The 14,785-nt window shown below is 44.3% G+C and carries 15 protein-coding genes; 9 read left to right on the top strand and 6 right to left on the bottom strand.

Annotated features, from left to right (window positions below):
* Positions 1–16: 16 nt before the first annotated feature.
* The 3 genes from fliF to L5L91_RS14530 are packed head-to-tail and all read right to left on the bottom strand — an operon-like array spanning position 17 to position 3,376.
* Positions 17–1,693: a flagellar basal-body MS-ring/collar protein FliF gene (gene fliF / locus L5L91_RS14540; protein ID WP_219255430.1), complete on the bottom strand. Its 1,677-nt coding sequence runs from the start codon at positions 1,691–1,693 to the stop codon at positions 17–19.
* 12 nt (positions 1,694–1,705) lie between these two features.
* Entirely contained in the window at positions 1,706–2,044 is a 339-nt protein-coding gene (fliE, locus tag L5L91_RS14535) for a flagellar hook-basal body complex protein FliE (RefSeq protein WP_261272829.1), read from the bottom strand.
* A gap of 30 nt (positions 2,045–2,074) precedes the next feature.
* On the bottom strand, positions 2,075–3,376 hold the full coding sequence (locus tag L5L91_RS14530) for a sigma-54 dependent transcriptional regulator (RefSeq protein ID WP_263236980.1): 1,302 nt from the start codon (positions 3,374–3,376) through the stop codon (positions 2,075–2,077).
* A 1,062-nt stretch (positions 3,377–4,438) separates the two neighbouring features.
* Here L5L91_RS14530 and L5L91_RS14525 point away from each other — a divergent pair.
* The 9 genes from L5L91_RS14525 to L5L91_RS14485 all read left to right on the top strand — a co-directional run bounded on the left by L5L91_RS14525 (position 4,439) and on the right by L5L91_RS14485 (position 12,387).
* Entirely contained in the window at positions 4,439–5,320 is an 882-nt protein-coding gene (locus L5L91_RS14525; RefSeq protein ID WP_263236979.1) for a FliM/FliN family flagellar motor C-terminal domain-containing protein, read from the top strand.
* Entirely contained in the window at positions 5,313–5,669 is a 357-nt protein-coding gene (locus L5L91_RS14520) for a FliM/FliN family flagellar motor switch protein (RefSeq protein ID WP_011848040.1), read from the top strand. The genes L5L91_RS14525 and L5L91_RS14520 overlap by 8 nt, the downstream gene beginning before the upstream one ends.
* Complete coding sequence (gene fliP / locus L5L91_RS14515) at positions 5,666–6,400, top strand: flagellar type III secretion system pore protein FliP (protein ID WP_263236978.1); 735 nt, start codon at positions 5,666–5,668, stop codon at positions 6,398–6,400. The genes L5L91_RS14520 and fliP overlap by 4 nt, the downstream gene beginning before the upstream one ends.
* 4 nt (positions 6,401–6,404) lie before the next feature.
* Positions 6,405–6,674, top strand: coding sequence for a flagellar biosynthetic protein FliQ (locus tag L5L91_RS14510; protein ID WP_006083412.1), 270 nt, complete (start codon positions 6,405–6,407; stop codon positions 6,672–6,674).
* 1 nt (position 6,675) lies between these two features.
* Positions 6,676–7,455 carry a flagellar biosynthetic protein FliR gene (gene fliR / locus L5L91_RS14505; RefSeq protein ID WP_168825895.1) on the top strand — a complete coding sequence of 260 codons (780 nt, stop codon included), beginning with the start codon at positions 6,676–6,678 and terminating at the stop codon, positions 7,453–7,455.
* Positions 7,452–8,582 carry a flagellar biosynthesis protein FlhB gene (gene flhB, locus L5L91_RS14500; protein WP_263148216.1) on the top strand — a complete coding sequence of 377 codons (1,131 nt, stop codon included), beginning with the start codon at positions 7,452–7,454 and terminating at the stop codon, positions 8,580–8,582. The genes fliR and flhB overlap by 4 nt, the downstream gene beginning before the upstream one ends.
* Before the next feature lie 15 nt (positions 8,583–8,597).
* Positions 8,598–10,679, top strand: coding sequence for a flagellar biosynthesis protein FlhA (flhA, locus tag L5L91_RS14495; RefSeq protein WP_168825899.1), 2,082 nt, complete (start codon positions 8,598–8,600; stop codon positions 10,677–10,679).
* A gap of 316 nt (positions 10,680–10,995) precedes the next feature.
* Entirely contained in the window at positions 10,996–11,751 is a 756-nt protein-coding gene (gene ric / locus L5L91_RS14490) for an iron-sulfur cluster repair di-iron protein (protein WP_198573128.1), read from the top strand.
* A gap of 132 nt (positions 11,752–11,883) precedes the next feature.
* Positions 11,884–12,387 (top strand): helix-turn-helix domain-containing protein, encoded by a 504-nt coding sequence (locus L5L91_RS14485; RefSeq protein WP_105250431.1) that lies wholly within the window; start codon positions 11,884–11,886, stop codon positions 12,385–12,387.
* A gap of 29 nt (positions 12,388–12,416) precedes the next feature.
* Here L5L91_RS14485 and L5L91_RS14480 read toward each other — a convergent pair whose 3' ends face one another.
* The 3 genes from L5L91_RS14480 to xerC all read right to left on the bottom strand — a co-directional run bounded on the left by L5L91_RS14480 (position 12,417) and on the right by xerC (position 14,760).
* Positions 12,417–12,995, bottom strand: coding sequence for a HupE/UreJ family protein (locus L5L91_RS14480; protein ID WP_113940843.1), 579 nt, complete (start codon positions 12,993–12,995; stop codon positions 12,417–12,419).
* A 113-nt stretch (positions 12,996–13,108) separates the two neighbouring features.
* On the bottom strand, positions 13,109–13,840 hold the full coding sequence (locus L5L91_RS14475; protein WP_263236976.1) for an HAD-IA family hydrolase: 732 nt from the start codon (positions 13,838–13,840) through the stop codon (positions 13,109–13,111).
* Complete coding sequence (xerC, locus tag L5L91_RS14470) at positions 13,840–14,760, bottom strand: tyrosine recombinase XerC (RefSeq protein WP_263193318.1); 921 nt, start codon at positions 14,758–14,760, stop codon at positions 13,840–13,842. The genes L5L91_RS14475 and xerC overlap by 1 nt, the downstream gene beginning before the upstream one ends.
* Between the last annotated feature and the right edge of the window lie 25 nt (positions 14,761–14,785).

The raw sequence follows: 14,785 nt of genomic DNA, 5'->3' as shown, positions 1-14,785 counted from the left end.
CTTAATTTCGATTGAATTATTCACCGTCTTTATCGCCTATCCAATGAGCTATCACTTCTGCAACACGCGCGGGTTCTTTGTTTGCGAGCAAGGCTAAATGCTCCATTTTAACGGTCAAAGGTGAGCCGGGCTCGGGTAAACCTTGACTGCCTAGCCAGTCGGCACTCGGTAACTGATGTGCTTGATTTGGTAAAGTATCGGCGGAATGCCCATCGAGTGCAGCAGCGGAAGCGGCACTTAATGCAACGGGCTCAATTCTAGGCGCGGTAATTTGAGCGGTTCGGGTCAAGTGCTTAACCAGCGGCCTTAATACGAACAAAATAAGTCCAAAGCCAAGGATGCCGCCTATGATGTAGCGTAAATAAGCTTGGTAATTTTCTGATTGCCACCAAGGTGACGGCGTAAATTCGGCAGCGACGGTTGGGGTAAACTCAAAGGCATTAATGGTAAAACTATCACCTCTCGCCGCCGAAAAGCCGATGGCATCCTTAACCATATTGCCAAACTTGACCAGTTGGGCCTCTTCATTAAATGCTCCTTGACCCGTAGCACTATTAATAAGCACTGAAACTGAGAGGTTTTCGAGCTGCATTTGTTGATAACGAACATGACGCACAGAACGACCAACGTCATATTGACGACTTTCTTCCTGCTTCAAATTACGGGTCTTATCATTCGTCGCCTCTTTGCCTGCTTGGGGTGGCTTATTACTTAAAGCTCCGGGAATTCCCGCGGCAATACTATTACTTGAATCATCGACACTCGTACGCTCTTGAGTCACGACATTTTGCGGATCGAGTGACTCCTTAGTTTCTTCCACCTGATTGAAGTTTACTTTTGCAGTCACCCGCACTTGGAAATTATCTTGACCAAGCACAGGCTCGAGCATAGAGGCGGCATTAGCCACTAAGCTATTCTCAAGTTCACGCGTGTACTGTAACTGCTTGTTTCTAGACTGGCTAAGGTCTTGATTGCCTGAAATGTTCTCACTTAAATATCGACCATCTTGATCGACAACTTTGATATTACTGGCCGTTAGTCCAGTCACACTGCCAGCAACCAAATTAACAATAGCCTCAACTTGTGTTTCAGAGAGTCGAGTATTCGGGTCTAGCTGTAGCATGACGGAAGCCGTCGGCAGTTCAGGCTCCTGACGGATAAACAGAGTTTGTTTAGGTATCGCCAAATGAACTCTTGCGGCACGGACCGACTTTAACGACATGATAGTGCGAGCTAATTCACCTTCTAAACTATGGCGATACTTAGCTTGTTCCATAAATTGACTCGTGCCGAGCGCGGTATTGTCGAGTGCCTCCATACCCGAAGGTACTTTCGCTTTTACCCCTTTTGCGGCCAAAAGCATACGCGCATTACCGACTTGCTCTTCTGCAACGAGGACTGCCCCAGTATTAGCCTCGAGGCGATAATCAATGCCTTCTGCATCCAAGACATTTAACACTTGAGAGGTATCGACATTTTCTTGGCTGCCATATAAAGGTCGATACCCTGCAGTAGCAGTCCATAACATCAGCACTATGACACTAGCTACAACCACAGCGAGTAAAGCTAATGCTATGACCTGACGATCACCACGGTTAAAACGATGCCATTTTTGGGTCATGCCAGCAATGAATCCTGACGAAGATTCAGTCCCGGTAATATCCTGACCTGATTGAACAAAAGTGGTAGACATTCACACAATTCCTTAAATAGGCATCTTCATTACATCGTCAAATGCTTGCACAAGACGATTACGAATTTGGAGCATAGTCGCAAAGGACAAACTGGCCTTTTGCGAAGCAACCATGGCACCGACGAGGTCATCACTCTTACCACTATCGACTGCAGCCATCGCCATAGAGGATTGATTCTGATCTTGGTTGACGGCAGAAACTTTACTTTTAATTAACTCAGTGAATGAGCCATAAGCCATACCATTGTCGGCTGGATTTGAAGTGATGTTGATCGCACCTTTAGCCACTTCACGATGAATATTTAAGGTTTCCATCAACATACTTGAGCTACCAATCGCTCCATTAGACATATTTCATTCCTATTTACTTTTTTGATTGCTCTACGCTGCTTGATCTAATAACGTTTCGATATCAATCCCTGCTTCTCGCATTTGTACGAGACGATATCTTAAGGCTCTAGTCGTCATCCCTAGCGCCTGAGCACTTAACGTGCGTTGTCCATTAAAACGTTTAAGTACATCAATAATATATTGAAATTCTGCCTGTTGTTTTGACGCTTTAAGCCCTTCTGTCGCGCCCAAAGGCTCTAACTCGAGCGTTTCTTCTTGAATGTTTAATCCAAGTTCAGCAACTTGAATTGCCTGACCTCTGCGCATCACTAATGCACGCTGAATACAATTTTCGAGCTCTCTAACATTTCCAGGCCAATCATAGGTCACAAGCACTTGCCTTGCGTGCTCACTGAAATAGCAGCGACTTGCGTTATCAGACTGACCATATAAACCTAAAAAATGCTCAGCTAAAGGGAGGATGTCAGCCTTACGTTCTCTTAAAGGCGCGATTTTTAAAGGCAACACATCTAAGCGGTAGAACAGATCTTCCCTAAAATGACCAAACTCAACGGCCTGTCTTAAGTCGCGATTGGTAGAAGCAATGATCCTGATATCCAGTGGAATAACATGCTGCCCACCGAGTCTTTCGACTTCACGCTCCTGTAACACCCGAAGTAATTTTGCCTGTAACGGCAAGGGCATTTCACCAATTTCATCGAGTAATAAAGTGCCGCCATTTGCCTGCTCAAATTTGCCTGCTTTATCGCAAATAGCGCCAGTAAAGGCGCCTTTAACATGACCAAATAAGACAGATTCAAGAATACTTTCAGGGATGGCGGCACAGTTAATCGCAACGAAAGGCTTATGAGAACGAGAAGAATGGCGATGAATATAACGAGCAAGCGGCTCCTTGCCGGTACCACTTTCACCCAATAATAAAACACTGGCCTCAGTGGTTGCGGCGCGATGGGCCAACATCAACAATTGTCGACTAACAGAAGCCGCGACAACCAAACTAGAATCAGGTAATTCTAAACGGTGTAATCGCTGAATGGAGGCAAGTAGCTGCTCAGTTTCTACGGGGATTAATAGATAATCCTGTACGCCAGCACGCATTGCTGCGGCTGCCAACTCACCTTGCTCTGGTGCTAATAACGCGACGATATTACGGCCAGGAAAACGGGCAAGATAAGACTTCACATCACAAGGACTACAATCCGACAAGTTAACGATAGTGAGCCAAGGTAATTCCATTGCATCACTCCACAGATAAAAATCTTCCTGTGCTATCGAGCATGCAAGTTCAGCAGATATGTTTAATCCTTCAATCCGTATACTTAGGCCACCCACTCACTAACTCCCTTTCGTTTACAGAACATTAAATAACACCTTTATTTAGACCGATTAAGTATCTGTGCATGAATGTATATAAAAGCTATTACCGCTAATGCGCTATCATCTCGATAGAATGAGAGACTAATTACTAAGCCTCTTAAACAAATCAAGAAAAGACGAAACACAGGCTGAGGAAGAAAAACTTCCGCAACAGATATAAAAGCACGGACAAGACTCGTCACTCGATAACTAACATTCGCAACCCATAAAGGAATACCACTGTTTTAAATCAGGCAGAGATGTGTTCTTGCACAATTATCAATAGAAAATGTGACCACCAGCAACATTTAATGCGCCATGTTCAAAAAATAAGCTCCCATCAATTTAAATTGCAGTAAAACACTTGGAAATATAAATATTACCTGTAAAAAAGTGATACATATAACTTAGGACTGACTTATACCAAATATATTTGTAAAATAACATATCATAATGATAAAAATACAACGCCGTTAGTTTTCATTATGATGAGAAACTTGGGGACTACGCCTTTTGGTTAAATAAAGTGCAGACCGATAATTACAAAAAACGATAAAAATCAAAAACAAAAATAAAACCCATACAAATCCATCATTAATGGTAAACATGTAAGCGCTAGCATTAATACCTTTACGCCAGAATATCGACAAACGTCAAAATAACACCTGCCCGACTATTTATTGACGCTGAAATATAAGACTAAAAAGCATTAATATCTTCTTATACAATCTCAAAATAAACATTTTATTTACAAACTCCGTTGGCCTAGAATTCTATTCACATATATTTCAGCTTTTCTTATAATTATTATTGAATACTTTAGCCTTATTACCTTATCATCCTCGTCGTTTAAAACAGCTTTCAACCTTATGATCATGTGATAGGACGCTTAACTGTTTTAAGAAATTCATTAATCCTTAACGATAAAGAAATAAAAAATTAGGCTCTCTGTTTGTGTATGTTTTTCATACACCAACTGAATCGCGGAGGTCGCCAAGCAGTATTCTAGCGGGAAAAATACGTTTAATAGGAAGTAAAATGAAGACGACAGCGAAAGCTAGGCTTATAAAATCAAATTCTGATGAAATAATTAGACCTATTATGCTAGTTCAAGAAAAGCTAGCAAGAACGCGATTATTGCAACAGCTAGAAAAGCTACATCGTCCACTTATCGATGCCATAAATAATATCCTATCTCCGCTACTAAGACAGGGTCATCCCGCTGTTTCAGGGTCAACGTTAACAGAACCTAGAACACCTGTCGTTCCAGAACATTGCTATGCATGGTTTGTATTAAAACATCATCAAAATACCCTCGGTTATTGGAGAATTGATCGCTGTACGCTCGATCAATTGGCGAGTAATTATTACGGTAATACCTCAACACCATTAAGTTCTCCTTTGAGAAACCCCAGCCAATCTGAATTTAGGTTAGCCAAAAAGTTGCTACTTTCCGTGGTGGTGGAGCTACCTAATAGCACGATCGTAACCAATAATCTTGAAGTTGAGCTTATAAAAGGCCATATGCCACTCGCAGTATCGGCAGTATGGTCGTTCAATTTTACCAATGGCCCACTAACCCCTCCAATGCTCTTTTGCTTAACTGAGCATTTACTGGGGCATCTGGCCGAACAGCCTAAGAAATCTGAAGTATCTGCGGATTTACCCGCAAAACTAGCCGTCTGGCTAAAAAGTCTCCCCATAAAAATGCAGCTGACATTAGGGCAACATAGCATCCCGGTGCAATCACTCAGTCAGCTAAAAACTGGAGATATTTTACCCATTAATTTATATCCAAAAACGTTGTTATCAATCGGAAACACGACTCTATTCCATGCCTCTGTGCATAGTCATGAAGGACAAATGGTAGCGAAATTGACTCAAGATGTTTATCAAAATGAGGAGCAGGACATTGGCTGAACAATCTATTTTATCGGATGATGATTTTCTATTAGAGGACGATATTTTCTCTGAAAGCGCATTTTCAAAACCAGATAACCGTAAGGTGAAAAAAAATAATAACTTTTTCCAACAACTTCCCGTACAGGTCACCCTTGAACTCGCCAGCGCTGAGATGTCTTTGGGTGAGTTAAATCGGATGGGTGAAGGTGATGTTATCGCACTCGACCGTATGGTAGGTGAGCCGCTGGATATCAGAGTAAATGGTGCACTATTAGGAAGAGGCGAAGTCGTAGAAGTGGCAGGCAGATATGGCGTACGTTTGCTGGAAATAGAGAGCATTACTCTCGATGGGACAAGTAACGAATGATAGTTCGGGTATTGTTACTGGCGATTCTATTGTTTGCTCCCCAAGCCCTCGCATCGGAAGGACTGACCTTATTCACACTGGATAGCGCTCAAGACAGTCAAGCAGTTAACATTAAACTCGAAATTTTAGCGCTCATGACGGCCATTAGTTTCTTGCCCATCATGCTGATGATGCTAACCAGTTTTACTCGTATTATCATTGTATTAGCAATCCTCCGACAAGCTCTCGGACTACAACAAAGTCCCCCTAACCGAGTGCTTGTTGGGATAGCATTAGTACTCACTATCTTTATTATGCGCCCAGTGGGAGACAAAATTTATAAGGAAGCTTATTTGCCCTATGACCAAGGTAAGATCGAATTGATGGAGGCTGTCTCAATAGCCAAAATCCCTTTAACTCGATTTATGCTGGCGCAGACAAGAGAAACTGATCTTGAGCAAATGCTGAAAATAGCTAACGAACCCACACACATGAAAGCAGCAGAGGAAGTCCCCTTTTTTGTCCTTATGCCCGCATTTGTACTGAGTGAACTCAAAACAGCTTTCCAAATTGGCTTCTTACTTTTCTTACCTTTCTTAGTTATCGACTTGGTTGTCGCAAGTGTCCTCATGTCTATGGGGATGATGATGTTGTCACCGTTAATTATTTCTCTCCCATTTAAACTGATGGTTTTTGTATTAGTCGATGGATGGTCTATGACAGTAAGCACCTTAACCGCAAGTTTTGGGTAGCTAGATGGACATCAATGAACTGACCTCGCTCTTTGCTGACTCAATGTTTCTCGTCATCATCATGGTTTCTGTGTTGGTGACACCGGGACTCATTCTAGGCTTAATCGTTGCGGTATTTCAGGCTGCGACACAGGTCAATGAACAAACCTTGAGTTTTCTGCCAAGGCTTATCATTACTCTACTTATGGTTCTGTTTTCAGGCCATTGGCTCATACAACAGCTAAGTGATTTATTTGACAGGCTGTTTATGAATATTCCTCATATTATCGGTTGATATGCTTTCCCTCACCTCAACCGAACTCAGCATGTTAATCGGCAGCCTTTGGTGGCCATTCTGCCGGATCATGGGGGCATTTATGATAATGCCCTTGTTAGGTAATTCTTATGTGCCTGCAACAGTAAGAATTTTTCTTGCCTTAAGTATTGCAGCGCTTATTGCACCTATGCTGCCACCCGTTCCCGCTGTCGATGCGCTCTCGCTTGGATCATTATTTTTAGCCATAGAACAACTACTGATTGGATTTATGCTCGCGCTATTTTTAACCATTTTAATCCATGTGATGACCATGCTTGGCACTATTATGTCGATGCAGATGGGTCTAGCGATGGCGGTGATGAACGATCCTGCTAATGGCGACACCAACCCCATTCTCAGTGAATGGTTACAAATCTTTGGTACATTGATTTTTCTGGCTCTTGACGGCCATTTAGTCGGTCTCAACATCATTGTTGATAGCTTTCGTTTATGGCCAATTGGAAATGGGATTTTTGACTTACCGCTAATGGGATTGGTTAGTCGAATGGGCTGGCTATTTGCTGCATCGCTGATGCTCGCCATACCCGCAGTACTCGCCATGTTAATGGTTAACATCACTTTTGGTGTATTAAGCCGCGCTGCGCCGTCATTAAACATCTTCTCGCTCGGGTTTCCCATGACCTTGTTGATGGGCTTGATTTGCGTCTTCCTTTCGTTAAGCGGCATTCCAACTCGTTACAGTGATCTGTGCTTAGACGCATTAACTGCCATGTACCAATTTATCGGAGGGATCTCATGAGTAAAACGCCCCAACAAGATAAAACAGAAGAAGCTACACCGCAGAAAAAGCGTAAAGCGAGAGAAGAAGGCCAAGTTCCACGCTCTAAAGATCTTGCCTCCGCAGCACTGGTTGTTGGTTGCTCTGTCATGCTGACCAGTAATGCGGATTGGTTTGCGACGAGAGTCAGTGGATTAGCTAAATACAATATGCTGCTCACGCGGGCAGAGTTAGATCAACCTGACATCATGATGCGCCATCTTGGCGCCAGCCTAGTCGAAATGCTAAGCATCTTAGGCCCACTATTCATCATGGTTGCTCTGTTGGCCGCAGTTGCAGGAGCCTTACCTGGGGGGCCGATATTTAATTTTGGAAATGCTAATTTTAAGTACAGTCGTATCGATCCTCTTGCCGGTGTCGGAAGAATATTTTCCGCTCAATCTCTTGTTGAGTTACTCAAGTCATGCCTAAAGATTGTGTTACTGATCGGAATTATGTTGGTTTTCTTGAATGGTCACTTACAAGAACTACTTAGCTACAATCAACGCCCTATTGATGAAGCGGTTCGCGATGGCATCAATCTACTGTCGCAAGGCATGTTTTATCTTGGTACTGGGCTGCTCGTGATCGCCTTTATTGATGTGCCTTACCAATATTGGCATAACAGCAAAGAATTACGTATGTCACGTCAAGAGGTCAAAGACGAGCATACCCAGCAAGAAGGTAAGCCAGAGATTAAAGCTAAAATCCGCCAAATACAGCAACGAATGGCTCGCTCTCGGGCAGATACCACCATTCCAAAAGCGGATGTTCTCTTGGTTAATCCCACTCACTATGCCGTGGCATTAAAATACAATCCTGACTTAGCGGATGCGCCTTACGTTATCACTAAAGGCACCGAAGAACTCGCCCTCTATATGCGAGAACTCGCTAAAAAACATGATATTGAAATTATTGATATCCCACCGCTCACGCGGGCTATTTATCATTCAACGCAAGTAGATCAACAGATACCCAGTGCCCTTTTTATCGCCATAGCGCACGTATTAAGTTATGTCATGCAAATAAAAGCATCTCGTAAGGGCTTACAGCAGAAACCTGACCCTTTACCACATTTTTTTATTCCCCCTAATTTACGTCACGATTAAAGGATTGCTTAACCTATGAATTGGCTTTCTCGCACCTTTTCAGGAAATTACAGCTATATCGGCATTCCCGTCATGCTGCTCGCTATTCTGGCAATGGTGATTTTACCGCTGCCTGCATGGCTACTGGACATTTTGTTTACATTTAACATCGTCCTTGCCGTCATGGTGCTGCTGGTGAGCGTATCGATCAGACGACCGTTAGAGTTTTCTGTATTCCCAACCTTATTGCTCCTTGCGACCTTAATGCGTTTAACCTTAAACGTTGCATCGACGCGCGTAGTACTCATTGAAGGTCATGAAGGAGGCGATGCTGCGGGTAAAGTGATCCAAGCCTTCGGTGAAGTCGTTATTGGCGGAAACTATGTCGTCGGTGCGGTTATCTTCTTAATTCTAATGATTATTAACTTTGTTGTAATCACTAAGGGTGGCGAGCGGATCTCTGAGGTATCGGCGCGATTTACATTGGATGCCCTACCGGGTAAGCAAATGGCAATCGATGCCGATCTCAATGCTGGCACACTCACACACGAACAAGCCAGCCTACGTCGCCAAGATGTCGCCAGAGAAGCAGACTTTTATGGTTCCATGGATGGAGCCTCAAAATTTGTGAGAGGAGATGCCATCGCAGGACTCTTGATCTTAGCAATCAACATTATTGGCGGGATCAGCATAGGCATCTTTATGCATGATCTGAGTACAACAGAAGCCTTTAAAACCTATGCGTTATTAACCATTGGTGATGGCCTAGTTGCACAAATTCCATCATTACTACTCGCCACTGCTGCCGCAATTATTGTGACTAGGGTATCCGACGCAGAAGAAATGCCGACCCAATTGAGTCGACAGTTACTGGCTAACCCGAGAACCTTAGCCACTGCAGCCATTGTGATGGCGATTCTCGGTATCACCCCAGGCATGCCAGCACTGGTATTTTTATCTTTTGCAATACTACTAGGCTTTGCGGCGTGGAAACAAAACCAGAATAAGGCCTCCTTTACTGAAGAGAAAACTGAAGAACTCATAGAAACCAGCCTGACAGAACCTTCAGCGCCAAGCTGGGAATCCCTGCCTTTTACCGACATCATCGAAGTACGATTAGGTTATAGATTGGTTCATCTAGTCGAAAAAACCAAAGGAGCAGAATTACAAAAACGCCTAACAGGGATCAGACGTACTCTTTCAGAACAAATCGGATTTCTGCTATCGGAAGTGAGAGTGCGCGACAATCTAGCTTTAGCACCACATGCATACCAAATTAACTTTATGGGCACTCAAGTGGCTATCGCCGAATTAGAACCTGATCTGCTGCTCGCAATAAAAAGTGGTCCTGTTTACGGTAAAATTGATGGGATTTTAACCAAGGAACCCGCTTACCAAATGGATGCCATTTGGATTGCACCAGAGTTAAAGGCCAAAGCACTTAACTTAGGTTATTCGGTCGTCGATAATGCGACAATCATTGCCACTCATGTCAGTAAGTTATTGCGCGAATCACTGCCTGAATTATTGCAACATGATGATATTATGCAATTAACTGACAGGCTCAGTAAGCAAGCCCCCAAACTGGCGGAATCACTCAGTACCTGTTTAACCCCCATTCAGTTACTCAAAGTTTTCCGCTTGTTACTCAAAGAGCAAGTGCCGCTAAAAGACATACGCACCATAGCAACGACCTTGCTGGAATGCAGCGAGCAAACCAAAGATCCCGTTCTACTCGCCGCCGATGTGCGCTGCGCTTTACGCAATAGTATTTTGCATCAAATCGCAGGCAGCAGTCCGCAGTTGAATGTACTTACGCTGACCGCAGAATTAGAACAAACCTTAATGACAGCGTTAAATCAATCGCAGCAACAGGGCAGAGTTGCATTGGATAGTTTCCCTATCGAACCTAATCTACTGGCGCAGCTACAACAAAGAATGCCCCAATTACTCGCGGAGACAAAAGAGAAAGGCTATAACCCTATCCTACTTGTTTCTCCACAACTCAGGCCTTTCCTCGCGCGTTATGCATTAGCATTCGCCCGTGGACTTCATGTTTTATCCTATAATGAAGTCCCTGAAACAAAAGAACTTATGATTGCGGGACAACTCGGGTAATCATTACTCACAGTAGCTTAGCAAGACCCGCTGAGAGAGGTGCAACACACCTCTCTCTAACTTAACTGCATCGCTCATCACAACAAACTAAGCCTCTCAGCAAACCACAACTGCATACCTCCTATAGAATATTGATAACTCACAGCTCCAATCTCATTTCCAATCAAAGCAATACCCTTCTACTCCTTAAGAGATATTTCGCTCGTCTAACTGTGACATCATCGGCAAATCCTGAGTATTTTAGTCGGGTTTAGTTGCCACGATTAAAAGCTGCAAATAATATGAATGTAAATTTATTGCTGCTCTGGAGCTACTCATGTCTGCTACTTCTGTCTCAAAAGATGCACAACTCCCACCCCATGGGTTTAATTCTCAACACAATCATTGGCTAGAACGAAAAATAGGTGAACTAGTGGCAGAAGACTTTCGCCGCGCACATGTGTTTAGTCAATTTGGTATCGATTTTTGTTGTGGCGGGGGTAAATCACTGGCGGTCGCCTGTGAGCGTGCAGATGTAGATCCCGCAAAAGTGGTTGCTGCGCTGAATGCCGCAACACTTACCGGTGGCAAAGAAGATGAATTAAATCAATTACCCTTAGATCAACTTATCGAATATATAGAATCAACGCACCATCAATACGTGCGCGAAAAAGCCCCTTTATTGGTCGAATATTCCGAGAAAATGATTCGCGCTCACGGTGAGCACTATGCCGAAATCGTTCCCTTTGCGGGTTGGGTACGAGCCTTAGTTGAAGACTTAATGCCACATTTAATGAAGGAAGAAAAAATACTGTTTCCGGCGATCCGCGCCATGAGTCATGGAGAGCAGGTTGAGGCTTGCTTTGGCCATATTGGCAACCCCATCAATGCGATGCAACATGAGCATGAAGAAGTCGGTTTGATTTTGCAAAAATTACACGAGCTCACTAACGACTTCACACCACCTGAATATGCGTGCACTACATGGCGTGTTTGTTATGCCACTCTGGCGGAATTTGAGGCGGACTTACATCAGCATATTCACTTAGAAAACAATATTCTTTTTCCTAAGGCATTGGGTCTGACTCAATAATTGATTAAATGTTTATCCCGTAGCGGCTCCAAATTACAGATTTTCCGCTTAACCTTGAGGCCAGACCTAAGTCTGGCCTTTCAATTGTTGACGTGCTACAACAAGTCATGTGTCGCTGACGGATAAGCTGCCATGACATTTCAATCATTTGCACTCGATGATATTGCCAATTTGCACGAATCGGCCCAAGTAGAATTTAAACTCGCAGGTGGCCGCGATGGCCAAGGTCAATTACCCGAAGACATTTGGGCGACTTATAGCTCTTTTGCCAATACTTTGGGTGGCGAAATCATCCTAGGGGTACGCGAAGAACGTGGCCATTTCAGTATTGAAGGCATTCCCAACCCGCTTCCTGTTCTACAAGAATTTTGGGAAATACTCGATGACCCGAGTCGCACTAGTCACAATCTTTTAGCAATTTCAGATGTACAGATTATTGAAATTATGAACAAAAAACTCATTCGTATCCGCGTACCGCTGGCGCCTGAGCAGCTAAAACCTATCTACGTCGGCAGCGATCCTTACACTGGGAGTTATTTTAGGGTGGGAGATGCCGACATGCACGCGAGCCGTCGGCAAGTCAATCTACTGCTACGCCGCGCCCATCTTTGCATGAAGCAACTCAAGGCACGTTAATCCAGTAAATCTAACATCCTGTTATTACGTTAAAAACCTGCTAATAGATAGCCGCCCATGGCCGCAATCGCTACGCCAGTAACGCGCATTAAATTGCGTTGCCCTGTCATCCGCTGCATTCCAAGGCCTATCATTACTCCGCCTAAATGGATGACTGCTGTACCAAATAAAAATCCTAGGGCATACAGGACTGGGCTAGCCAATTCAGGCATTTCTGCGCCGTGGGCGTGACCATGAAAAATCGCGAATACGCCCACAAAGGCCATGGCGAATAACAATGGGATTTGGCGATCAAAAGCAATGGCAAGGCCGAGCAATAATACCGAAAGGGCAATGCCGATTTCAACGAAGGGAACGGCAATGGCATATAAACCTAAAATCCCGCCCACTAACATAAAGGTGACAAATGCTAAGGGGACAGTCCAAATCGCGCGGCCACCGAGCTGGGTGCTCAACATGCCCACACTCAACATAGCCAGCAAGTGATCGAAGCCCAATACGGGATGATTAAAACCCGACATGAAACCGCCACCTGAATGGATCTCATGGGCCGATACCGGCGCGATCCAACATAAAGAGAGCAGTAATAACAACCCGATACGCGCCATAAAATAGCCTTAGTCAGTGACTTTAGTGATATAAAACTTAACTTTAGTGCAAATTTGGCTGGCAAACCTTGATCTCAATCACCCAAAGATACAGATTAAAAATGCACGCTAAGTTAGTTTACGTCGATAGCCAATACTTTTATCAAAGCGTCGAGGGAGGCTATTTCTAAATGGGGCAACAAGGCGGCGATCGGTAAGGAATCGACTCGACCAAAACTGGGATTTAGCCACACAGACTGGCACCCCGCCAACCGAGCACCACGAACGTCTGCATTCATGCTATCACCAACATGCAGTAAGTGTTGCGGTGCAATCTTTAACCGCGAGCAAGCTAATGCGAACATGTCTTTAGCGGGTTTCATATGCACGCCATTACCTGGATGCAACACAAACTCGAAAGTTTCCCCTAAACCAATCCGCTCGGCGTCCACATTGCCATTGGTGATCCCGACTAATCTAAAATGCTGCGATAAGCGCTTGAGTAATAAGAGCACTTCGTCAGACACTTGAAAATGGCTGCGATAAAAATAAAAGCATGCTAATCCTTGCTCGGCGCCGCGTTCGGCTTCAGTCGCCGAATATCCTAATTGTATTAGGCCTTGGCGAAGCGTAGCTAAACGGGCGGCGCTAGTATCGTGGGCGAGCTCACGATTTTGCTGCAAAAGTTGCAGTTTTAGCCTGCGCCAATCATGGGGTTGCCACGCCTGCGATAATGGATAAGTCTGCAACAGAAACGTCGCCAGCTCAGCTTCGGCATTTAAAATATGCGGCAGATTGTCGTACAAGGTATCGTCGAGATCGAAACTGATCGCTTGAATATGTTGAGGCCTAAGATAGCAACGCATTATTTATCCTGTGTTTTTTTCGCTCTAGGATGGGCGTTATCATACACCTTAGCTAAGTGTTGGAAATCCAAACTGGTGTAAATTTGCGTGGTCGCTAGGTTCGCATGACCCAATAATTCTTGTACCGCCCGCAAGTCGGCGCTCGCTTCTAACATGTGAGTGGCAAAGGAATGGCGCAGCTTATGGGGATGTACTCGCACCGATAATGCCTGCTCTTGACTCCATTTAGCCATGCGCGCCTGAATACTGCGATGGGAGAGTCGCTTGCCTTTTTCAGTCACAAATAAGGCGTTATCTTCACAGGGGATCTGCTTTCGGCAATTGAGCCAATTCTGCAGCGCTGTAATCGCCAAACGACCGACAGGGACGATACGCTCCTTATTACCTTTACCTAAGACTCGCACTTCTTTCAAATCATATTGCACACTGGATAAATTGAGCGCGGCGAGTTCCGCTAAACGTAAACCACTGGAATAAAACAATTCCATCATGGCTTTATCACGCAGACTCAGCGGATCTGTACCTTCAATGTCCAGCAAATGACTGATGGCATCGACATCAATATTCTTCGGCAGTGGTTTGGTTTGTTTGGGGGCACTTAAGCCTTTGGCGGGATTAAGTTCAATCACGCCTTCGCGCAGCAAAAATTCACCCCATTGTTTTACCGCAGATAAACACAGAGAAAGCGATCGCGGGCTTAAACCTTTGCGGTGCAATTTGGCTAACACTTGCTGCCAATGCTCGCGGCTCACATTGAGTAAATGCACGCCTTCGGGCAAGAGATCGCTACCGCGATTAAGCTCGTAAAGGTAATTCCGTACTGTATGGGCAGACAACTGTCGCTCGGTACTCAGATAACATTCAAAGGTTTGTAACCATTGAGTATTTAATGCCGACACTTCGCCTGTTTGCGTACTCATATCGGTTTCCTCGTGGGTTTTGCTA

The organism is Shewanella sp. SM55 (genome assembly GCF_025654025.1).
In the GTDB taxonomy this organism is placed as follows: domain Bacteria; phylum Pseudomonadota; class Gammaproteobacteria; order Enterobacterales; family Shewanellaceae; genus Shewanella; species Shewanella oncorhynchi.
This window is presented reverse-complemented; position numbering and strand designations above follow the sequence as displayed.

Bases quoted from the DNA above. Each gene is read 5' to 3' on its own strand.
- fliF (WP_219255430.1), bottom strand. From the start codon at position 1,693: ATGTCTACCACTTTTGTTCAATCAGGTCAGGATATTACCGGGACTGAA.
- L5L91_RS14485 (WP_105250431.1), top strand. From the start codon at position 11,884: ATGACATTTCAATCATTTGCACTCGATGATATTGCCAATTTGCACGAA.
- flhB (WP_263148216.1), top strand. From the start codon at position 7,452: ATGAGTAAAACGCCCCAACAAGATAAAACAGAAGAAGCTACACCGCAG.
- flhA (WP_168825899.1), top strand. From the start codon at position 8,598: ATGAATTGGCTTTCTCGCACCTTTTCAGGAAATTACAGCTATATCGGC.
- fliE (WP_261272829.1), bottom strand. From the start codon at position 2,044: ATGTCTAATGGAGCGATTGGTAGCTCAAGTATGTTGATGGAAACCTTA.
- fliP (WP_263236978.1), top strand. From the start codon at position 5,666: ATGATAGTTCGGGTATTGTTACTGGCGATTCTATTGTTTGCTCCCCAA.
- ric (WP_198573128.1), top strand. From the start codon at position 10,996: ATGTCTGCTACTTCTGTCTCAAAAGATGCACAACTCCCACCCCATGGG.
- xerC (WP_263193318.1), bottom strand. From the start codon at position 14,760: ATGAGTACGCAAACAGGCGAAGTGTCGGCATTAAATACTCAATGGTTA.
- L5L91_RS14480 (WP_113940843.1), bottom strand. From the start codon at position 12,995: ATGGCGCGTATCGGGTTGTTATTACTGCTCTCTTTATGTTGGATCGCG.
- L5L91_RS14525 (WP_263236979.1), top strand. From the start codon at position 4,439: ATGAAGACGACAGCGAAAGCTAGGCTTATAAAATCAAATTCTGATGAA.
- L5L91_RS14510 (WP_006083412.1), top strand. From the start codon at position 6,405: ATGGACATCAATGAACTGACCTCGCTCTTTGCTGACTCAATGTTTCTC.
- fliR (WP_168825895.1), top strand. From the start codon at position 6,676: ATGCTTTCCCTCACCTCAACCGAACTCAGCATGTTAATCGGCAGCCTT.
- L5L91_RS14475 (WP_263236976.1), bottom strand. From the start codon at position 13,840: ATGCGTTGCTATCTTAGGCCTCAACATATTCAAGCGATCAGTTTCGAT.